The 19,826-nt window shown below is 40.8% G+C and carries 23 protein-coding genes; 16 read left to right on the plus strand and 7 right to left on the minus strand.

Annotated features, from left to right (window positions below; genetic code table 11):
- Positions 1-118 precede the first annotated feature (118 nt).
- The 3 genes from AC1DIV_RS05950 to AC1DIV_RS05960 are packed head-to-tail and all read left to right on the plus strand — an operon-like array spanning position 119 to position 2,179.
- The gene (locus AC1DIV_RS05950) at positions 119-883 is read left to right on the plus strand and encodes a metal ABC transporter ATP-binding protein (RefSeq protein ID WP_053535720.1); all 765 of its coding nucleotides are present in this window, start codon (positions 119-121) and stop codon (positions 881-883) included.
- A 21-nt stretch (positions 884-904) separates the two neighbouring features.
- The gene (locus AC1DIV_RS05955; protein ID WP_034308452.1) at positions 905-1,738 is read left to right on the plus strand and encodes a metal ABC transporter permease; all 834 of its coding nucleotides are present in this window, start codon (positions 905-907) and stop codon (positions 1,736-1,738) included.
- A 15-nt stretch (positions 1,739-1,753) separates the two neighbouring features.
- Complete coding sequence (locus AC1DIV_RS05960; RefSeq protein WP_034308449.1) at positions 1,754-2,179, plus strand: Fur family transcriptional regulator; 426 nt, start codon at positions 1,754-1,756, stop codon at positions 2,177-2,179.
- 36 nt (positions 2,180-2,215) lie between these two features.
- Here the strand turns inward: AC1DIV_RS05960 and AC1DIV_RS05965 are convergent, their stop codons facing one another.
- A complete protein-coding gene (locus AC1DIV_RS05965) occupies positions 2,216-2,800 on the minus strand; it encodes a 5' nucleotidase, NT5C type (protein ID WP_034308447.1) in 585 nt (194 codons plus the stop codon).
- A gap of 167 nt (positions 2,801-2,967) precedes the next feature.
- Here AC1DIV_RS05965 and AC1DIV_RS05970 point away from each other — a divergent pair, with 167 nt between their 5' ends.
- On the plus strand, positions 2,968-3,438 hold the full coding sequence (locus AC1DIV_RS05970) for a DUF4190 domain-containing protein (RefSeq protein ID WP_477575964.1): 471 nt from the start codon (positions 2,968-2,970) through the stop codon (positions 3,436-3,438).
- A 93-nt stretch (positions 3,439-3,531) separates the two neighbouring features.
- On the opposite strand, the gene ispG is transcribed toward AC1DIV_RS05970, so the two are convergent.
- The 4 genes from ispG to AC1DIV_RS05990 form a co-directional block, all read right to left on the minus strand.
- Positions 3,532-4,644 (minus strand): flavodoxin-dependent (E)-4-hydroxy-3-methylbut-2-enyl-diphosphate synthase, encoded by a 1,113-nt coding sequence (gene ispG / locus AC1DIV_RS05975; RefSeq protein WP_187050875.1) that lies wholly within the window; start codon positions 4,642-4,644, stop codon positions 3,532-3,534.
- 212 nt (positions 4,645-4,856) lie between these two features.
- Positions 4,857-5,189, minus strand: a complete 333-nt coding sequence (locus tag AC1DIV_RS05980; protein ID WP_048677989.1) for a type IV pilus assembly protein FimV — start codon at positions 5,187-5,189, stop codon at positions 4,857-4,859.
- A 113-nt stretch (positions 5,190-5,302) separates the two neighbouring features.
- Positions 5,303-5,446: an anti-repressor SinI family protein gene (locus tag AC1DIV_RS05985; protein ID WP_082162761.1), complete on the minus strand. Its 144-nt coding sequence runs from the start codon at positions 5,444-5,446 to the stop codon at positions 5,303-5,305.
- A 173-nt stretch (positions 5,447-5,619) separates the two neighbouring features.
- Positions 5,620-6,387: a DUF1189 domain-containing protein gene (locus AC1DIV_RS05990; RefSeq protein ID WP_323598464.1), complete on the minus strand. Its 768-nt coding sequence runs from the start codon at positions 6,385-6,387 to the stop codon at positions 5,620-5,622.
- Between the two features lie 162 nt (positions 6,388-6,549).
- On the opposite strand from AC1DIV_RS05990, the gene AC1DIV_RS05995 reads away from it, so the two are divergent.
- From AC1DIV_RS05995 to phoU, 9 genes are all read left to right on the plus strand, one after another.
- Positions 6,550-7,035 carry a DUF456 domain-containing protein gene (locus tag AC1DIV_RS05995; protein WP_477575966.1) on the plus strand — a complete coding sequence of 162 codons (486 nt, stop codon included), beginning with the start codon at positions 6,550-6,552 and terminating at the stop codon, positions 7,033-7,035.
- Between the two features lie 143 nt (positions 7,036-7,178).
- Positions 7,179-7,787, plus strand: a complete 609-nt coding sequence (sodA, locus tag AC1DIV_RS06000) for a superoxide dismutase SodA (protein WP_034308436.1) — start codon at positions 7,179-7,181, stop codon at positions 7,785-7,787.
- Between the two features lie 731 nt (positions 7,788-8,518).
- Positions 8,519-9,739, plus strand: coding sequence for an MFS transporter (locus AC1DIV_RS06005; RefSeq protein WP_063594170.1), 1,221 nt, complete (start codon positions 8,519-8,521; stop codon positions 9,737-9,739).
- Positions 9,740-9,932: 193 nt separating this feature from the next.
- Positions 9,933-12,101: a peptidoglycan D,D-transpeptidase FtsI family protein gene (locus AC1DIV_RS06010; RefSeq protein ID WP_340876927.1), complete on the plus strand. Its 2,169-nt coding sequence runs from the start codon at positions 9,933-9,935 to the stop codon at positions 12,099-12,101.
- A gap of 339 nt (positions 12,102-12,440) precedes the next feature.
- Positions 12,441-13,406 (plus strand): PstS family phosphate ABC transporter substrate-binding protein, encoded by a 966-nt coding sequence (locus AC1DIV_RS06015; RefSeq protein ID WP_106026896.1) that lies wholly within the window; start codon positions 12,441-12,443, stop codon positions 13,404-13,406.
- Positions 13,407-13,544: 138 nt separating this feature from the next.
- Entirely contained in the window at positions 13,545-14,444 is a 900-nt protein-coding gene (gene pstC, locus AC1DIV_RS06020) for a phosphate ABC transporter permease subunit PstC (protein ID WP_289351555.1), read from the plus strand.
- A gap of 3 nt (positions 14,445-14,447) precedes the next feature.
- Complete coding sequence (gene pstA, locus AC1DIV_RS06025) at positions 14,448-15,326, plus strand: phosphate ABC transporter permease PstA (RefSeq protein ID WP_048682136.1); 879 nt, start codon at positions 14,448-14,450, stop codon at positions 15,324-15,326.
- Between the two features lie 21 nt (positions 15,327-15,347).
- Positions 15,348-16,169 (plus strand): phosphate ABC transporter ATP-binding protein PstB, encoded by an 822-nt coding sequence (gene pstB, locus AC1DIV_RS06030; protein WP_289351554.1) that lies wholly within the window; start codon positions 15,348-15,350, stop codon positions 16,167-16,169.
- Positions 16,170-16,188: 19 nt separating this feature from the next.
- On the plus strand, positions 16,189-16,842 hold the full coding sequence (gene phoU, locus AC1DIV_RS06035; protein ID WP_048682139.1) for a phosphate signaling complex protein PhoU: 654 nt from the start codon (positions 16,189-16,191) through the stop codon (positions 16,840-16,842).
- 68 nt (positions 16,843-16,910) lie between these two features.
- Here phoU and AC1DIV_RS06040 read toward each other — a convergent pair whose 3' ends face one another.
- On the minus strand, positions 16,911-17,363 hold the full coding sequence (locus AC1DIV_RS06040) for a hypothetical protein (RefSeq protein ID WP_477575968.1): 453 nt from the start codon (positions 17,361-17,363) through the stop codon (positions 16,911-16,913).
- Positions 17,364-17,365: 2 nt separating this feature from the next.
- Positions 17,366-17,746 (minus strand): hypothetical protein, encoded by a 381-nt coding sequence (locus AC1DIV_RS06045; RefSeq protein WP_477575970.1) that lies wholly within the window; start codon positions 17,744-17,746, stop codon positions 17,366-17,368.
- Between the two features lie 426 nt (positions 17,747-18,172).
- On the opposite strand from AC1DIV_RS06045, the gene AC1DIV_RS06050 reads away from it, so the two are divergent.
- The 3 genes from AC1DIV_RS06050 to AC1DIV_RS06060 all read left to right on the plus strand — a co-directional run bounded on the left by AC1DIV_RS06050 (position 18,173) and on the right by AC1DIV_RS06060 (position 19,803).
- Positions 18,173-18,781, plus strand: a complete 609-nt coding sequence (locus tag AC1DIV_RS06050; protein WP_063594162.1) for a hypothetical protein — start codon at positions 18,173-18,175, stop codon at positions 18,779-18,781.
- Positions 18,782-18,898: 117 nt separating this feature from the next.
- Positions 18,899-19,048, plus strand: a complete 150-nt coding sequence (gene rpmG / locus AC1DIV_RS06055) for a 50S ribosomal protein L33 (protein WP_028391797.1) — start codon at positions 18,899-18,901, stop codon at positions 19,046-19,048.
- Between the two features lie 182 nt (positions 19,049-19,230).
- Positions 19,231-19,803, plus strand: coding sequence for a 5-formyltetrahydrofolate cyclo-ligase (locus AC1DIV_RS06060; RefSeq protein ID WP_477575972.1), 573 nt, complete (start codon positions 19,231-19,233; stop codon positions 19,801-19,803).
- Positions 19,804-19,826: the final 23 nt, after the last annotated feature.

A 19,826-nucleotide genomic window follows, 5' to 3' on the forward strand; every position in this document is an offset into this window, starting at 1 on the left:
TTTGTGATTCAAGGCATATCGGCACTTGTTCGGAGGACCGGATTCTTTACATCTGGACTTCTTTGATTTATACTAACGATTGTTAATCGTAATGATTCTTAAAAAATAGGTGATCTCTTTGGATAATGTAGTAAACCCCATAGTTAAATTTGAAGATATATCTTACAAATATACAAAAGATCTGGTGCTGGAACATGTTTCGCTTGAAATTCCCCGAGGGGCATTCCTAGCTATCGTCGGGCCTAATGGATCCGGTAAATCAACGCTTTTGAAGTTGCTGCTTGGTCTGTTCAAGCTCCAAAAGGGGAAAATTGAAATATTCGGTGAAGACATTCGACGCTTTAAGGATTGGCAAAAGGTCGGGTTCGTTTCCCAAAAGGCGAATTCCTTCAACTCAGGATTCCCTGCCACTGTATTTGAGGTGGTTCAGAGCGGTTTGACCAAAAAAATAGGCTTATTTAAGTTTGCTGGCAAAGAGGATAAGCAAAAGGTGAAGAAGGCTCTGGAATCAGTGGACATGCTGGAATATCAAAACCGCAATATCGGGGAATTGTCCGGAGGCCAGCAGCAGAGGGTATTCATTGCCCGTTCACTGGTCAGCGAGCCGGAATTGATGATATTGGATGAGCCCACTGTTGGCGTTGATTCAAAAAACGTCCACCAATTTTATGAAATGCTTGAGATGTTGAATAAAAAATTAGGAATAACCCTGATTTTAGTAACCCATGATGTTGGTACTGTGACCGATAAAGTCACACATGTCGCCTGCTTGAATAAAAAGCTTCATTTTCATGGGGATGCCTGTGAATATAATGAGTTGGATGAAGGTGAACTCTCGTCCATTTATGGACATGGAGTCCAATTTTTAAATCATGATCATTAATATGTTTTGGAGGATAGCCCAATGATATCGGGGATATTGCAATTTGAATTTTTGCAGAACGCATTCTTGACCGGAATCATCATCGGAGCGATTGCGCCATTAGTGGGCGTTTTTGTCGTGGTAAGGCGGATGTCGATGATTTCCGATGCGCTCAGTCATGTAGCGCTTGCTGGTATAGCGTTCAGTTTATTGCTGCAGAAGAGCTTTCTATCTTTAGCAGGATTGAATCCACTTTATATTGGAATGGCGTTTTCTGTAGGTGGTTCATTATTCATTGAAAAATTAAGAGGGGTGTACAAGCATTACCAAGAGCTTGCAATCCCGATCATTATGTCCGGCGGCATGGGTCTTAGTGTCATCTTCATATCCATTGCTGATGGTTTCAATACCGATTTATATGGTTATTTATTCGGCAGTGTCAGTGCCGTCAGCCGGGCGGACTTGTACGTCATTTTGGCAGTGGGGCTAGTCGTAGCCTTGATGCTCACTTTACTGTATAAAGAATTATTTCTCTTATCATTTGATGAAGAGCATGCCAAAGCGTCTGGAATCCCTTATAAAGCGATTCATTTTATTTTTATTGTCATGGTCGCATTGGTTATTGCCGCTTCCATGAAAATCATTGGCATATTACTTGTTTCTTCGCTCATGACGCTCCCGGTAGCAGCCAGTCTCCGCTTTGCTAAGGGCTTTAAGCAGATGATTGGTTATTCGGTATTATTCGGTGAAGTTTCCGTCATAGGCGGATTATTCTTATCATACAACCTTGACCTCGCTCCCGGCGGGACCATTGTAATAATAGCTGTACTAATTCTCATCTTGTCAATTTTGTTTGATAAGTGGAAAAATCGATAGATGGGGTGATGTATTTTGAACGTAACTACTGCCATGCAACTTTTAAAAGATAAAGGTTTTAAGCATACAGGAAAGAGGGAAGAAATGCTTCAGCTTTTCTCTTCCAGCGATAAATATTTAACGGCCAAAGATGTATTGGAGAATATGAAACAGGATTATCCAGGTTTAAGCTTCGATACGATTTACAGAAATCTTTCATTATTTGTCGAACTGGGCATCTTTGAAGCGACTGAGTTGGAAGGGGAAAAGCGTTTTCGTTTTACATGCGGTCATTCTTCCCACCATCACCACTTCATCTGTTTGAACTGTGGAAAAACGAAAGAAATTGAATTGTGCCCGATGCAGGAACTTCAGGAAAGCTTGAAGGACTACGATGTTTCGGGGCATAAATTTGAAATTTACGGACGCTGTCCTGCATGTAGCGTATCTTTGGAAGCATAAAAACCATTGACCTCAAGTCAATGGTTTTTTCTTGTCTCATTTTATAGTTGCCGGTTCCCCTGACATCCATTGATTCACCCAGGCAGAGGCTTCTTGCCAATTGTTTACCCGAATCACCCTTTCAGGCACGGGATCTTGGTTGTAAGGGGTATTAAATAAAATCACGGGTATTTTACACTCTTCTGAAATCGCCACTGCATTATCGTGCTTGTCCTCCAAAAAGAGATCGACTTCGAATTTTTTGGCTGCAGCAATCTTATCGTGTGAACCTACAAGCTCTATATGATCATATAGGACTTGATTACTCGTGAACCAATTCTTCGTTACATCCAATAAACGGGAGCTCCTGGCACTGATGAAATAAAGGTTGGCTTGTTCTGTCCATTTTTCCAATACATCTTTCGCACCCTCAGCCAATAATGATTCGGAATAGATGAGCGGCTCGGTCTCGATGAACCATTTAGTGAAATCTTCTTTTGGAACATTCACGAAAGGCAATAAGTCATATTCGGTTATGTCTTCATAAGCTAAATTCAGTTGAAATGCTTTATTTAAAAAGGGAACCATGGAATCAGGTCTTGTGACAGTCCCGTCTATATCGATGCCAAAACGTTTTTTCATGATGAATCTCTCCTCATTTTCAATACTTGTAATAGTGTAACATATCCCATCATAGCTTTGGTAAAAACCCGTATTTATTTCCAAGACATGAAACCATTTTCACGATGGGTTCCTGCGATTTTTACATACACTATAAATGCTTCACAAACGAAAGTGAGGGATGCACAATGGAAAAAGATCAATACTCCAGTATTGACGATGAAATGCAATTGGCAAAAGAGGGCAGTGAACCATCCGTTGTGGATGATCAGCATCATGAGCGGTATTATAATGAAGATACACCTGAAGATGACAGACGATATGAGAGCCGTGGGACCATAAACAATTTGGATAACCGGTATCAGGAAGAAACGTCTGCCGAGCTTTCAACACCGCCTCAGCGAATCAGGTCAAATAAAAATGATGAGCCTGCAGAGGATAATGGTTTAGGGGGAGTGGCATCAAGAGGAAAAGCGATTGGTGTCATAGCATTGATCATCTCCATTTTATCGTTATTCATGATGCCTTTCCTTTTAGGGATTGTGGGTATCATTGTAGGAATAGTGGCCAGAAGCCGGGGATCGAACCTGGGTACTTGGGCCATCGGCATAGGTGCTGTCTCCATCATCGTTGGCATATTTATCGCGCCGTTCTTTTAGCATCATTAACCCTTTGATGTCATTTACATCAAAGGGTTTTTCAAATGATAAAAAACAAAAAATCCCGATAATGAAAATTCGGGATTTTTTGTTTTATTTATTTAGTAAAGCTGCAGCAGCAGCTTCGGCTCTTTGTTTTTCATAGTACTCTTCAGCGATTTTGTCAATTTCCTTTTTCAGTTCCTCGACCATCGTCTCTTCAGGCACTTTACGTACGATTTGTCCTTTTCTAAACAGTAAACCTTCACCGCGGGCGCCGGCTATGCCGATATCAGCCTCACGGGCTTCTCCAGGGCCATTTACCGCACAACCAAGCACTGATACCTTGATTGGTGCTTTAACCGTCTGGATGTACTCTTCAACTTCATTGGCGATGGAAATCAAATCAATCTCGATTCGACCGCAAGTTGGGCAGGAAATTAAAGTGGCCATGTTGGAAGCTAGGCCGAATACTTTAAGAAGCTCCCTTGCCACCTTCACCTCTTCGACGGGATCGGCACTTAAGGAAACACGAATCGTGCTTCCGATACCCTGACTTAGGATGGCACCTAGTCCGGCAGCGCTTTTTACGGTTCCGGAGAACAGTGTACCTGATTCCGTGATCCCAAGATGTAAAGGATAATCGAATGCTTTTGAAGCTTTTTCATATGCCTCGATTGCTAAATTCACATCGGAAGCTTTCATCGAAACGATAATATCATGAAAATCCAGATCTTCTAGGATCTTGATATGGTGTAAAGCACTTTCCACCATTCCATCAGCAGTCGGGTAGCCATATTTCTCGAGGATTTTCTTCTCTAGAGAACCAGCATTGACGCCGATGCGGATTGGTATTCCTTTAGCCTTCGCAGCTTTCACGACTGCTTCCACTTTTTCACGGCGTCCGATATTACCAGGGTTTATCCTGATTTTATCCGCTCCGCCTTCGATTGCCTTCAGAGCAAGCTTGTAATCGAAATGAATATCGACTACAAGAGGGATGTTAATCCGTTTTTTTATCTCAGAGATTGCGTCAGCTGCCCTTTCATCCGGACAGGCGACGCGTACGATTTGACATCCCGCTTCTTCAAGACGAAGGATTTCTGCAACCGTTGCTTCAACATCATGTGTTTTGGTCGTTGTCATGCTTTGTACTATAACTTCATTATTGCCGCCAATCGTTAAGTTTCCGACTTTAATTGGCCGCGTTTTGGTGCGATGTATGATTTCACTCAAGTGGAATTCTCTCCTTTAGGAAAAAATCAGTTTTGATTTTTAATTTGTTTCTCTGAAATATTGTATCAATGTACATACCGCTTGACAAGGAAATAGGACGCATAATCTTTTTTCAATAAGTGACATTTCCTATTTCAGGATATATTTGGTGCTTGGAAATCCCCTTTAGTGTGTTTGTGAAGGCACAAATCCCCATTTGAAAGTTATTTATAAACGGGAATTTTATAAGTTTTGCCAATCTGCATATTTTCGGGCTTCAATCCTTCATTCAAACTTTGAAAGTCAGAGATGATCGTTTCGATTGGGTGATTGGATTCGCCTTTTCCCTTTTCAACGATGGAGAGTAAGGTATCCCCAGGTTGCATGGTGATTTCTTTATAAGCGGCAGATGGTGCGGATGCAGGCTGGCTGGCCGGCACGGCCGGTTCGCCAGTAGGGGCAGGTGGATGGGAAGCCGGCAGGGTACCCGTAGTCAAATCAAAATAAATAATAAATAAAGTGAAACAGAATGAGATAAAAAGCAGTAGCCGTTTCAATTTTCCATCCTCCCAAGCTTGTCTTTAATTCATCTATACTTGGAGGGGGCAAAAAATATGCCTAAAAATGGGCGATTTTTCAAATGGAATGTGAGAGTGGCCATTCAAATTGTCTATTTCAGTTGAGTAACATCCTTATTATTTGAATGATTGCTGAGAAAGGAGCGAATTTCCTTTTGGGTCAGACCACTCTTTTTTGCCTCCAATATGAGTAACAACCACTGTACATCAATATGACTCTCCTTCACGTCTATCACCTCTTAAATACTATTTCAATCATAAGTATAGTAATAACTTGGTGAGTATTTTGTCGAATTAAGTAGATATAAAAAATGATGACTGTAGTCATATGAGGGAAAGGCAAGGATTGCCCAGTTTTGTGCAAAAGCAAAAAGATCCGGACCGAGGTGGGTCCGGATCTTATTTAACTTCAATTTCCCATCTTATTGGCTGATGTTTCTTTAATGGATAAATATAACATCATTAATGTAACAAACCAGCTAATGATGGAAGCGAATGGTACAATTGCTTGAAAAGCATCCATGATGGTGAAGAATATGGTGGCAAGAGTTATGCTGTATGCACTAATTCTCCAAAGATGCCTGTAGGAAAGTGGACGGCCAAGAGCATTTTTGAAAAAAAGACCAAAAGCAGCAATGATTGTCACTTTAATGAAGATTCCGCTAGCAGTAAACAGGTATAATATGAGTAGAAGCAAAGGAATGATGATCGGCAGCACAGATTCAACTGAATCAAGCCAAGTGGAAATTTCCTGATTATCTCCCTCCAGAACTGAATAAGGAGAGGATTGCACATTGCCTCCGGATACGAAAACCAGATCAGACTTCAAAAGTGCGACAGCCTCATCAGATTCTGCAGCTACCTTTTCCGGGGTCAAGGCTCCCGTGCCATCCACAAAAATTTGATATCCGTTTTTATTCAGGCTAAATGGCTCATCTTCTTCAGTCGTCAACGTGCCATTTTTGATTTCAAAAGCCGGTAAGTCTTCGGATACTGTTTCGTGCATGGCATCTATCCCGTCAACTATCATTGTACCGAAATAATAAGCTGAAGGGAGAAAGGCGATGAGACTTATAAAGAAAACGTATAAAATCGTTTTCCCGATACCTTGATTTTGAAAGGAAGCGATATCTTTAGGAGAAAATATGCTAACCCATAGTTGTTTGAATATGTTCAATGTTTTCAGCACCTATCTTTATAAGATTCCTAACCAATTTTAACTATATGGGAAAAATAAAACAACCTGTATTCAGCTTCATTGGTTTCAAACAACAGTTATGAGGTAATTATGGAGAGATAAATCAAATTATAAATTAAATGAGAAAGGGGCTTTTGAGATATGGACACACTATTTTGGATAATAATCACCCTTATGTTCATAATGGGATTTGTCGGTCTGATTTTTCCAATCATCCCAAGTGTTTTGTTCATTTTTGGCGGAATATTGTTATATGGACTTTTTTATTCTTTTGAACCTTTTGGCTGGTTTTTCTGGACGGTCCAAATTTTATTTGTCATCCTTTTATTCGCAGCCGATTATATTGCCAACATGGTCGGGGTCAAAAAGTATGGCGGCACGAAAGCGGGGATATGGGGCAGTACGATTGGGCTCCTGGTCGGGCCATTCGTGATTCCATTCGTCGGAATTCTGATAGGTCCATTCATCGGGGCATTCCTGGCAGAGATCCTGGTACATAAACAAGACCCTGTCACTGCTTCCAAAATCGGCCTAGGTTCCGTTGTAGGCTTTATAAGCAGCTTAATCACAAAAGGCATCATTCAGCTTCTGATGATAGGATATTTTATATTCGTGGTATTCTCATAGGAAAAATAATCGAAAAATGAAAAATTGAGGCATATGGTTTGAAACGGTTACAAAAATTTGATACTCTATTGCTAGCGAGCTTTAGGTATCTTTCGAGAACTGAAGCCCTCAAAAAAACAGCTTACATAGGGAGGAATTTTATTATGGCTTTTGAACTTCCACAATTACCGTATGCATATGATGCATTAGAACCACACATCGACAAAGAAACAATGAACATTCACCACACTAAACATCACAACACATATGTGACAAACCTGAACAATGCGCTTGAAGGCAACCAAGAACTTCTAAGCAAAAGCGTAGAAGAAATCGTCGCTAACCTTGACGCAGTACCTGAAGCTGTTCGTACAGCTGTACGCAACAATGGTGGCGGACACGCTAACCACACTTTATTCTGGGAAATCCTTTCACCTAACGGCGGCGGACAACCAACTGGTGAATTAGCGGATGCCATCACTTCAAAATTCGGAAGCTTTGACAGCTTTAAAGAAGAGTTCGCTAAAGCGGCTACTACTCGTTTTGGATCTGGCTGGGCTTGGCTTGCAGTCAACAATGGCGAGTTGGAAGTAACAAGTACACCTAACCAAGACAATCCATTATCAGAAGGTAAAACACCGCTACTTGGATTGGACGTTTGGGAGCATGCTTACTACTTAAACTACCAAAACCGCCGTCCTGAATACATCAATTCTTTCTGGAATGTTGTAAACTGGGATGAAGTTGCAAAACGTTACAGCGCTGCAAAATAATTTTAATCAACTAACAAAAGACGGGAATTCCCTTTTGAGGGAAACCCGTCTTTTTTTTGTTTCTTTTATCCGAACGGGAATATGAAAGAAAAACAAATAAAGGCAACTCGTATTGCTTGTTTCGATGAAAGAAACTCACGGAGTAAAAGCTGCGAATTTAAGAGAAACGCACAAATTCACGAGTAAAATCATCAAATTCACGAGTAAAAGCTCAAAACTCACGAGTAAATGCCCAAAACTCACGAGTAAAAGCTCAAAACTCACGAGTAAATGCCCAAAACTCACGAGTAAAAGCCCGAAATTCACGAATAACACTCCAATTCCAGAGTAAAAGCTCAAAATTCACGAATAAAAGCATCGATTGACGAGTAAACACCCCAATTCATGAGTGAAAACTCGAAATACACGAGTAAAAGTCCGAATTCACGAGTGAACACCCCAAATTCATGAACATCCCCTTCGTCTCCCAATCGAAGAGTTTTCTTTATACTGTTACTGTTCAAGTTCAGAAGGAAAACAGTATAAGGGCAACTGCTTCTCTGTCATCGCCATCCTGGCTCGCCAATCGAGGAGTTTTCTTTATACTGTTACTGTTCAAGTTCAGAAGGAAAACAGTATAAGGGCAACTGCTTCTCTGTCATCGCCAATCGAAGAGTTTTCTTTACCTTTTTTTACATAAATTCTTTTGTTTTTTCAAACACTAGAGTGGAATTTAAAGGAGAGTTAAAACAATGGGTATTTTAGAGAGATGGTTGGGTGAAGCGGGCGGGAAGAAGGATTTGCACCTCCTTTTGTTTATTGGCGGGCTGTACAGCCTAAGTATTGCTTTATCCAATACATTCGTTAATGTGTACTTGTGGAAACAATCCGGTCAAATTGTTGATATTGCCGTATATAATCTAACCGTGGTGCTTTTTCAACCGCTTACTTTTGTCTTTGCCGGCAGGCTCGCGAAAAAGGTTGACCGAATCATTGTTTTGCGTCTGGGTGTTATCTTTTTGGCCCTGTTTTATTTATCGGTCCTATTGGTCGGCACACGGGCAACGGATTTCCTTTGGTTGCTTGGTGGGCTGTTAGGAATCGGTTATGGGTTTTATTGGCTTGCCTATAATGTCTTGACTTTTGAAATAACTGAACCGGAAACCAGGGATTTCTTCAATGGGTTTTTAGGGATTTTATCATCCATTGGGGGAATGGTCGGTCCGATTCTTTCAGGGTTCATCATTTCGAGGCTTGAGAAATTCACGGGATATTCCATTGTATTCGGGCTGTCTTTGCTATTGTTTTCCGTTGCGGTTTTTCTTAGCTTTTCGTTAAAAAGACGTCCGGCTCATGGCAGGTACTGCTTCTTTAGGATATTGCAGGAACGGAAAAATAATCGGAATTGGCTCTTGATCACTCGTGCTCACTTTTTTCAAGGGATACGAGAGGGCACATTCATGTTCATCATTTCGATTACCGTTTTCATTCAGACGGATAGTGAACTTGCCTTAGGGAGCTATGGTCTGTTAAATTCGGCCATATCATTTGTTGCGTATTTTTTTGCTTCACGATATATAAAACAGCCGATGCGCAAAAAGGCGATACTTATTGGAGGAATCCTGTTGTATGCAGGGGTCTTATTGATTGCATTTGATATCACATTCGGGAAGCTTCTCATTTATGGGGCAATTGTCGCAACCGCTTATCCTATTCTTTTGGTCCCATATATATCACTAACCTATGATATTATAGGCCGGGCTTGGAAAGCAGCTGAAATGAGGATTGAATATATCGTTGTCCGGGAATTGTTCGTTCATATTGGAAGGATTGTATCCATATCAGGATTCATACTTTCCGTCATGTTATTCGACCTAAAGCAATTACTGCCGATTTATCTGTTGATCGTCGGGGCAGGGCATACCGTGATATATTGGTTTGTACGGAAAATCGATATCATTGACCAAGATTGAAAAGAGGCCTTAGAGGCCTCTTTTCAATATACATGACTTACGGTTGTAGGATTTATGAGCCGTAAGTCACTTTTTATGTAAAGTTCGTTAGATGTTTAATATTTCTAGAACACTAAGGTAGAAAAAAAGACAAATGTTCTATAGAATAGTATAGGATCTATTATGACTATGTAAAAAGGATGTGTGGCTTAGTGTGAATAAAAAGAAAAAGAAAAAGACGCATGTGCCTTTCAGATTGAATATTCTTTTCTTTTTAGTGTTTGTTTTGTTTTCCGCTTTAATTTTACGCTTGGGTGTTGTACAGATTGTTTATGGTGATGATTACCGGCGTGAGATTGAAAGAACAGAGGAAGTGACCGTGAATAATTCGGTGCCCCGTGGGAAAATGTATGACCGTAATTTAAAACTTATGGTCGATAACCAACCACTGGATGCAATTACATATACACGAAAGCAAGGTACGAAACAAACAGAAATGGTGGAAACGGCTGAGAAACTCGCGAAGTTGATCGAAAAGGAAACGGACAAAGTGACTGAACGCGATAAAAAGGATTTTTGGATTTTGAAGAATCCAAAGCTGGCCGAGAAAAAGATTACCGATAAAGAGCGGAAAAAAGTGGAAGAGGGCGAGATGGAAGAAAGTGATTTGTATAAGCTTCAGCTTGATCGGATTACTGAAGAAGAAACAAAGCTTTCGAAAAAGGATCTTGAAGTTCTTGCCATCTATAGGGAATTTGCAAGCGGATATGCCCTTACCCCGCAAATTGTGAAAAACAAGGAAGTAACAAAAGAAGAATTCGCCAAGGTGAGTGAAAACCTTGATTCGCTCCCAGGGGTCGATATATCAACAGATTGGGACCGTTTTTATACATATAATAAAACACTTAAATCTGTATTGGGTAAAGTTTCTTCATCTGAAGAAGGGTTGCCTAGCGAAAGCCTGGACTACTACCTCGCACGTGATTACAGCCGGAATGACCGTGTAGGTAAGAGTTATATTGAGGCGCAATACGAAGATATCCTTCAAGGGCAGAAAGCGAAAGTAAGGAATGTGACCGATAAATCAGGAAATGTCGTCGATTCTGAAGTGATTTCTGAAGGTTCACGGGGAAAAGATCTTATATTGACAGTTGATATGGATTTACAGCTTGCTACTGAGGAAATCATTGAGAAGCAATTGATTGCCAAGAAAAAAATGGGTAACACCAAATTCTTGGACAGGGCCTTTGTCGTCATGATGGATCCCGATACAGGGGAAGTGTTGACGATGGCTGGCAAGAAATATGAGAAGGACCCAAAAACGGGGAAATCCTCCATTGAGGACTTCGCATTAGGAAATATCACGACTTCCTATACGATGGGTTCTGCGGTTAAAGGTGCTACGGTTTTAACCGGTTATCAGCAAGGTGCGATCCAGCCTGGTACGTACTTTTACGATACGAAGTTGAGAATTAAAGGTACACCGCCCAAAGGTTCATATAGTGACTTCGGGAACATAAATGATTTGACCGCATTGAAGGTATCTTCGAATGTTTATATGTTCAGAACGGCCATTAATATTGCAGGTGCACATTATGTGCCGAATGAACCTTTGAACATTAGTTCAGGCGCGTTTTCGACCATGCGTAATTCATTTGCCCAATTTGGCTTGGGTGTCCGCACGGGAATTGATCTTCCTAATGAAATGAGCGGATTCAAAGGTTCCGAAGTATCTCCAGGTAAGCTGCTTGACCTTGCTATCGGACAGTATGATACGTACACACCGATGCAGCTCGTGCAATATGTTTCAGCGATTGCGAATGGCGGTAACCGCATGAAGCCGCATATGGTTAAGGAAATCCGCGATCCGGTTGATAATAATGAGGAATTGGGACCTGTTGCCGAAGACGTTTCACCGACTGTCCTTAATCGTCTTGATATGAAGGAAGAATGGGTTGAACGTGTTCAGAACGGTTTTGAGAAAGTTGCGATGGAACAAGGCGGAACGGCCTATACCTACTTTGGGAATAAATCGTATACAGTGGCAGCTAAAACCGGGACGGCGGAAGCATTCTATGACGGCCCGAACCGGATGAATTATAGCGAGCCCCAAGAAACGATGAACATCACGCTTGTTGGTTATGCCCCAGCTAAAAATCCTGAGGTCGCTTTTGCGGTCGTTGTGCCGTGGGCATATCAAGGACATTCGGGCCATAGCATGAGTAAAGAAATAGGTGAAGAAATCATGGATACTTATTTCGAACTGAAAAAAGAACGGGCTAAGAAGGAAAATACCGAAACCTCGACCGATTTGAAGGTGGAGAATGGTAAAGACGTTCAAAAAGAGCAGGCTGAAATAAGAAATAGTCAGGAAAATGAATAAAAAGTTATAAAACACGCTTCTGGGTTAAACCAGAAAGCGTGTTTTTTTGTTCATAAAATAAAATTGCTCAGTGATGCTATCAGTATGCCTCGAGATTTGCACTTCACTTTCCCTTTATGAAAGAGAATTATAATCACTTCAGTTGGAGTAATTTCCCGCACATGTAAATACCCCTTAGGCACAAAATAAGAGAGTAATTTAAGACTTTGACTACCTTTACAAAATAAACACAATTATTTACTGAATATTTACAAATGCTTTAAACGGAATTTACAGTCTGAAAGTATGATGTGAGAGTAGGACAAAATATTCATATAAAATTCTTAGGGGGATTTACAAATGAGACGTTTCAAATTTATGGCTATGACCGCAGTAATGGGTGGAGTAATCGCAGTGGCAGCTGGATGTGGATCTAATGATACTTCAAACAGCGGTAAAGGAAATGAAGCGGCTTCAGATCAACTCAAGGGCGAAGTTATTACGGATGGTTCTTCAACGGTCTTTCCGATCATGGAGGCAGTTGCAGAAGAATATATGGCTACACAGCCTGATGTGAAGGTTTCAGTGGGATCGTCAGGAACAGGTGGGGGATTCAAGAAATTCATCGCTGGTGATACGGACCTAGCCAATGCTTCCCGCCCGGTGAAAGAAGAAGAAAGTGCCTTACTTGATGAAAAGGGTGTTGAATATACAGAATTGAAACTGGCATTTGACGGTATTTCAATCGTTGCCAATAAAGATAATGATTTCATCGATTCACTAACAGTTGAAGAACTTCAAAAACTGTGGATTGATAATGGAAAGGTGAAGAAATGGTCTGATATACGTCCTGAATGGCCGAACGAAGAAATTAAATTCTACTCTCCGGGAACAGATTCAGGAACATATGATTATTTCAATGAAGTGATCCTTGAAGAAAAACCAATGGTGGAAAATGCTACGCTTTCAGAAGACGATAACGTTCTTGTACAAGGTGTAGAAGGTGATAAAAATGCGATTGGATTCTTCGGTTATGCCTACTACTCTGAAAATAAAGATAAGTTAAAGATCATTTCCATCGACAACGGCAAAGGTGCTGTAGAGCCAACGCATGAAACGATTAAAAGTGGGGAGTATGCACCATTGTCACGTCCACTTTACACATATGTAGCTAATAAGTCGGTAGCTGAAAAAGAACAAGTTGCAGATTATACTCAATTCGTCATTGAAAATGCAGGAGAGCTTGCAGAAGAAGTGGGTTATATCAGCCTGCCGGAAGAAGAGTATCAGAAAGATCTTGATAAATTGAAAGAATTGGAAAAATAAACGATATTACAGGCTATTGAAATCCCGCCTTGACTCGATTAAGGCGGGGGTAACAGCTTGTAAATCCAAATATTGCGTGTCTGAAATGGAGGATGCAAGTTGGAACTTAGAAAAACAGAAACCTATTCTGTACAGCAAATGATTCTGGAAAAGAAAAGTAAGAAAAAAATCAATATGGAAAAAGTCATTCCTAAGCTTTTGTTCCTTATGGCGGCAATTTCCGTTTTTACTACAATCGGGATCATCCTGACCCTTATATTTGAAACATTCATCTTTTTTGACAGAGTATCCATCGTCGAATTTTTTACGGAAGCTAAGTGGCTGCCATTTGCATCTTCACCTTCCTATGGGATTATGCCCCTTATTGTTGGAACGTTGAAGATAACAGTCATAGCAGCGGTGGTTGCAGTTCCAGTAGGACTTGCAACAGCCATTTTCTTGAGTGAATATGCATCAGAGAAAACACGGAGAATCATCAAGCCGATTTTAGAAGTTTTAGCTGGGATTCCTACTATCGTTTATGGCTTTTTTGCCTTAACTTTTGTAACACCGGTTTTGCGGGATTTATTTCCTTCCCTTGACATGTTCAATGCCCTGAGTCCTGGTATCGTTGTAGGTATCATGATCATGCCGATGATAGCTTCTTTGTCGGAAGATGCCCTAGTATCAGTACCGAAGTCGATCCGCGAAGGTGCGTATGCTTTAGGAGCAACGAAACTCGAAACGACAATTAAAGTGGTATTGCCAGCAGCCATTTCCGGAATTGTGGCATCCATCGTTCTTGCTTTATCCAGAGCGATCGGGGAAACCATGATTGTGAGTGTTGCCGGTGGCTCAACCCCAAATATGAGCATGGATGTCACTTCATCGATTCAAACGATGACCGCTTATATTGTTCAGGTCAGTTCGGGGGATGCAGGGTATGGGACAACGATTTACTACAGCATATATGCGGTTGGAATGACACTGTTCGTCTTTACGCTTATCATGAATTTACTGGCGCAGTTCATCTCTCGCAAGTTCAGGGAGGAATATTAAGTCATGAAACTGATAAACAAAAGTCATGTTGCAAAAAAAATGCCTGCTAGGCTTGCTGTTAACACGATTTGTAAAGGATTATTCTTCTTGGCAACATTGGTTGGCCTCCTCGTATTGGCCATCTTATTTTATCGGATATTCACTCAAGGAATTGGTAGTCTGAATGGGGATTTCCTTCAGAATTTCGCTTCCAGGAAACCTGAAGAGGCTGGTATAAAGGCAGCCCTGATCGGTTCAATATGGTTGATGGTAGTGGTGGCCCCGGTTTCCCTGCTGCTCGGTGTTGGAACGGCCATTTATTTAGAGGAATATGCGAGGAAGAATTGGATCACCACTTTTATCAAAGTGAATATTTCCAATCTGGCAGGTGTCCCGTCAATAGTATTTGGACTACTGGGCTTAACGGTTTTCGTTCGTGCTCTTGCCTTGGACCGGTCCATATTGGCAGCTGGCCTGACCATGAGCCTACTCGTTCTCCCGGTCATCATAGTCTCTGCCCAGGAGGCCATTCGCGCCGTACCTCGTGATTTAAGGGAAGCTTCGTTTGGAATGGGTGCAACAAAGTGGCAAACCATTTTGAAAGTGGTCCTGCCTGCTGCGATACCTGGTATTTTAACTGGAGGGATACTTGCTTTGTCACGGGCAATCGGTGAAACGGCTCCATTGGTGGTGGTTGGCATACCAATGTTCATCGCCTTTTTACCTCAAACGGTCATGGATACATTTACAGTTCTGCCTATGCAAATCTATAATTGGACATCTCGTCCGCAGGAGGAATTCCAGCAGGTTGCTGCCGCGGGAATCATCGTTTTACTTATCCTGTTAATATTCATGAATTCAATAGCGGTTATAATTCGAAATAAATTCCAGAAAAGATACTAATAGGAGGAAGGAAGCATGAATATGACCTTAACGAGAGAAAAAGAGTCACCGGCTATCGAAATCGATAATGTCGGATCAGCTGCCTTGACGGAAAAGGTGTATGAAACATCCAATCTTAATTTATGGTATGGAGAAAACCATGCTTTGAAAAATATTAATCTGGATATGCACCAAAATGAAGTGACGGCCATCATAGGGCCCTCAGGATGTGGGAAATCCACCTACATTAAAACATTGAACCGAATGATAGAACTAGTCCCGGATGTGAAAACGACAGGACAGATTAAATATAGGAACAGGAATATCCTTGATCAGTCCTATAAGGTGGAAGATTTAAGGACACAGGTGGGGATGGTCTTCCAAAAGCCTAATCCCTTTCCTAAGTCCATTTATGAAAATGTTGTATATGGACCAAAGATCCATGGAATTAAAAATAAAAAAATTCTTGATGAGATAGTTGAAAAGAGTTTAAAAGGGGCAGCCATTTGGGATGAAGTGAAAGACCGTCTGCATGAAAATGCATATGGACTTTCAGGTGGGCAGCAACAGCGCCTTTGTATTGCCAGATGTTTGGCAATCGAACCAGATGTGATTCTAATGGATGAACCTACTTCTGCCCTTGATCCGATATCCACGTTGAAAATAGAAGAATTGGTCCAGGAAATGAAAAAGGATTTCAGCATCATCATCGTTACCCATAACATGCAGCAGGCAGCACGTATCTCTGATAGAACAGCCTTCTTCTTAAATGGGGAAGTCATCGAATATTCTGATACAAATACCATCTTCTCTAATCCGAATGATAAAAGAACAGAAGATTACATTACCGGACGTTTCGGTTAAGAGAAAAGGAGATGCGATAATGATCGTTCGTGAAAATTTCGAGCTTCAATTGAAAGAGCTGCAAGAGAAAATCGTGAAGTTGGCTAATTTAGCTTCAGGTGCCATATCAAAATCATATGCCGCACTGGAAAGCAATAATGTAGATGAGGCTCTTGAAGTTATTGATGATGATACAATAGCTGATTTACTGGAAGAGGAAATAAATGACTTTGCGATTTTACTGATTGCTAAGCAACAGCCGGTTGCGATTGATTTAAGGCGTATCATTGCTGCCATAAAAATCGCCTCGGATATTGAAAGGATGGCGGACTTTGGTGTGAATATCGCCAAATCGGCGATCCGAATCGGTGACCAGCCATTTATTCTGCCTTTAACACCATTAAAGCAGATGCATGATATTACTTTAAAGATGATTCGACTTTCAATAGAAGCATTTGAGAAGGAAGATGTTGTTCTTTCTAGAGAAATCATTGAAATGGATGATGAGGTTGATCGCTTTTATGGAGAAATGATTCGAAGTCTCCTTCGCCTTTCAGATGAAAAAAACCTTCAGCAGGTTACGCAGCTTTCCCTAATTGCTCGATATTTGGAAAGGACAGCGGACCATACAACGAATATCGCAGAGAATATTTATTTCCTTGTAAGAGGGAGATATATCAGCAGGAATGAATGAACCTATCCTAATTGAAAAAAGAGAGGCTTTTTCTCGGACATCGTCCATTTAAAAGTCTCTCTTATTCATTAATGTGTCAAAGTATTGGCCAATTGTCTATATGTCATATTATTGGTAACAACAAACTCGCCGATTTGTATTTTTTTCGAGAAATCACGGTCATTCATGTAAGCTTCAAATTCAGCAGCATCATCGATGATTTTTTCCTTGGAAAGGCGATCGGCAATCTCGGCTGTGGTCATATTCGTTTTAACTTTAATTATATAGGTAACGATGGAAGGTGCCTCTTTTGAAGCTTCCTTCTCCATTAAAACCTTATCCGGATCCTTTGGTTGGACGGTCTTTTTAGCTTCCTCGGTAGGAAGTGTAACGACGAATCCCTTCTTTACGAGCAATTCCTTAGCTTCCTCCGCAGTGGGAGTGGTGCCTTCGAACTTTCCGGTGCCATAATAAAAGGCAGCAAAGATTGTTGTTGTAAAAATGATGCCGGCGGAAAGACCTTGCAGTCTTGCTTTGTTCATTTTCATTCACCCCGCAATCTTTGCTGCTCGATCACTGAAATGGTTTGTTCCTTCGTTAACGAGGATTGTCTAGCGATCTGGTCCAAAGTGAGACCTTGACTATATAAAGATAGAACGTGGCTTTTTAGAATCTCATGTATGGGTTCGATATCATTGGAAGTGACAGATGATTGATCCTTTACAGAGGGAACAGGGGCGTCCTGGATAACGAATTCCTCTTCAAGAACCTTCACCTTCTTCTTTAATTGGTAGATATCCTGCATATACGTTAGTGTCATCTGTTCTAAATCTTCTTCTAATTTGGCAACTTTATCTTTACCGAAAAAGGAAATGATGAGAAGGACGATCGCTAATGAAAAAAGAAGGACGATAAGTGTTTCCATGTTTTCACCTCAGAAGCTAATTTTCGACAATATACTTATATTTTACACATATTCGAAAAAAATTGGGGATTTTCATATTTTTATATTTTCGGAAGTAGGCAGTAAACTTTATTTATTGTCTGTTTTTTTTCAAATATTGTCGAAAAGCGATGTGACCGTCGTTGATGAAAAAAAATTAGGCATGAAAATGGGAAAAAAACCTTTGAGAGATAACGTACATAAAATTCGACAAAATGTGTTTATTGTCCATCAGCCAATTCAGTGCTAACATAAAGATAGAATAAATCGAAAAAACGAAATATTTTGAATTGTTAAAAATCAATGAACCTATAAGAAAATGGTGTGCAGAATTTAAAGTGGATAGTTTCACTGTCAGCGCCTAACGATAAGTAATATAAAGATAAAAGAAGGGGAAGGGATGATTATATGAATTCGCTATTCGCTTATATGCCACAGGATAACCAGGAATTATTTCGTAAGGGATTAAAGGCTGGATTATGGATGGATGAGAGTTTTGATTGGTATCCTGAGGAGGATATGATGAGTCATCCTAATGGAGAGATCCGGACACTTTCACAGACGTATACCCAAGGGCAGGTGACCTTTTCGAAGTTCACGATCAGGAATACCTCATTCGAGACCAAGCGCCCAAAAGTGTTTTTTCACTATGAAAACGCTTTCGAAAGGCAGGCGGTGGCTTTTTACAGCCCGAATGAACGGGCGATTTTACATGTAGCCCCTCAATCGATTGCCTTATTGGGTGGATTGGTGAAAGGAAAAAGCATCTCTCAATATTGCATCCAAGGTAAGGGAAGCCTTTATCAAGAAGGATGCTTCAAATCATTGAAAGAAGGTCTCCTCGCTTATTCACCGCTCGCCAAAGGGGAAGTTACCAGTGTGTTTACGCTAGAAACGGAAATCTTACCGAAAGAATGTGTGGAAGCTGTGGCTTGGGTCATTCATGCCGAAACGAAAGAAGAAGCGAAAGTTATAAATAATCAACTCCTCCTGACGATGCAAAACATAAACAATTAAGAATACGAAAAAGTTATGTTGGATTTCCCGAAAAACATACTAGCAATTCGCATTGAATAATGATATTATAGAAAAGTCCTATGTGAAAATGTCAATATGTTTGGAGGGAAATACACAATGCGCGTGAATATTACATTAGCTTGCACTGAATGTGGAGACCGTAACTATATTTCTAAAAAAAATAAACGTAACAATCCAGACCGTCTTGAGCTTAAAAAATACTGCTCAAGAGAAAAACGCAGCACGACTCACCGTGAAACAAAGTAAGCAACAGGATTTTTCCTGTTGTTTTTTTTATGCATTTCTTTAAGTTCTTCTTTTCTCTCTTTCCTTTAGTGAATATTTTCACCAGAATGCACGAATGATTCGGCGAGTTCCGACACCGTATTTTCGTAAATGGACAAATATTATGAGATAATGATAGAAGTAGACTAAAGGAGTCGGAAGAGATGAGAGAAAACAAGAATAAGCTCCGTCAAGAAGTTAGGTCCCGTTTAATGGAGCTGACTAAAGAGGAACATGAAGAACTATCCAACAGAATCGCTGAAAACCTATTTGCATTGGAGGAATGGAAAAATGCTGATACCATTGGCATCACCATCTCCATTCCGCCTGAAGTCCCAACGGTACGGATCATCGAACAAGCATGGAGCGAAGGAAAAGTAGTGGCTGTACCAAAATGTGATCCCGAAAAAAAGACAATGGAATTCAAAAAAATTTCGTCCTTCAATCAGCTCGAGTCTGTTTATTACGGATTGCTGGAACCAGTGGCTGAAACAGCCAAGGCCTGCAAAGAGGAATTGGACGCATTGATCGTACCCGGTCTTGCTTTTAACAAGGAAGGGTTTCGCCTAGGCTTTGGAGGGGGCTATTATGACCGTTTCCTATCTAATTACCGAGGAGATACATTGGCCCTTACATACGAGCTTCAATTAACGGATGAGCTCCCGATAGAGGTACATGATCTAGCGGTGGGCAAACTCATTACCCCATCCAGGGTTATACGCACGTACGCCCATTAAGAAGAAGTTCATTAATTATCACT

The sequence above is a fragment of the Peribacillus sp. 05N428 genome, assembly GCF_056397085.1.

Excerpts from the sequence above, each read along its gene's own strand:
- AC1DIV_RS05955 (WP_034308452.1), top strand. The coding sequence starts at position 905 with ATGATATCGGGGATATTGCAATTTGAATTTTTGCAGAACGCATTCTTG.
- AC1DIV_RS05965 (WP_034308447.1), bottom strand. The coding sequence starts at position 2,800 with ATGAAAAAACGTTTTGGCATCGATATAGACGGGACTGTCACAAGACCT.
- AC1DIV_RS05970 (WP_477575964.1), top strand. The coding sequence starts at position 2,968 with ATGGAAAAAGATCAATACTCCAGTATTGACGATGAAATGCAATTGGCA.
- AC1DIV_RS05995 (WP_477575966.1), top strand. The coding sequence starts at position 6,550 with ATGGACACACTATTTTGGATAATAATCACCCTTATGTTCATAATGGGA.
- sodA (WP_034308436.1), top strand. The coding sequence starts at position 7,179 with ATGGCTTTTGAACTTCCACAATTACCGTATGCATATGATGCATTAGAA.
- AC1DIV_RS06005 (WP_063594170.1), top strand. The coding sequence starts at position 8,519 with ATGGGTATTTTAGAGAGATGGTTGGGTGAAGCGGGCGGGAAGAAGGAT.
- AC1DIV_RS06015 (WP_106026896.1), top strand. The coding sequence starts at position 12,441 with ATGAGACGTTTCAAATTTATGGCTATGACCGCAGTAATGGGTGGAGTA.
- pstC (WP_289351555.1), top strand. The coding sequence starts at position 13,545 with ATGATTCTGGAAAAGAAAAGTAAGAAAAAAATCAATATGGAAAAAGTC.
- pstA (WP_048682136.1), top strand. The coding sequence starts at position 14,448 with ATGAAACTGATAAACAAAAGTCATGTTGCAAAAAAAATGCCTGCTAGG.
- pstB (WP_289351554.1), top strand. The coding sequence starts at position 15,348 with ATGACCTTAACGAGAGAAAAAGAGTCACCGGCTATCGAAATCGATAAT.
- phoU (WP_048682139.1), top strand. The coding sequence starts at position 16,189 with ATGATCGTTCGTGAAAATTTCGAGCTTCAATTGAAAGAGCTGCAAGAG.
- AC1DIV_RS06040 (WP_477575968.1), bottom strand. The coding sequence starts at position 17,363 with ATGAACAAAGCAAGACTGCAAGGTCTTTCCGCCGGCATCATTTTTACA.
- AC1DIV_RS06045 (WP_477575970.1), bottom strand. The coding sequence starts at position 17,746 with ATGGAAACACTTATCGTCCTTCTTTTTTCATTAGCGATCGTCCTTCTC.
- AC1DIV_RS06050 (WP_063594162.1), top strand. The coding sequence starts at position 18,173 with ATGAATTCGCTATTCGCTTATATGCCACAGGATAACCAGGAATTATTT.
- rpmG (WP_028391797.1), top strand. The coding sequence starts at position 18,899 with ATGCGCGTGAATATTACATTAGCTTGCACTGAATGTGGAGACCGTAAC.
- AC1DIV_RS06060 (WP_477575972.1), top strand. The coding sequence starts at position 19,231 with ATGAGAGAAAACAAGAATAAGCTCCGTCAAGAAGTTAGGTCCCGTTTA.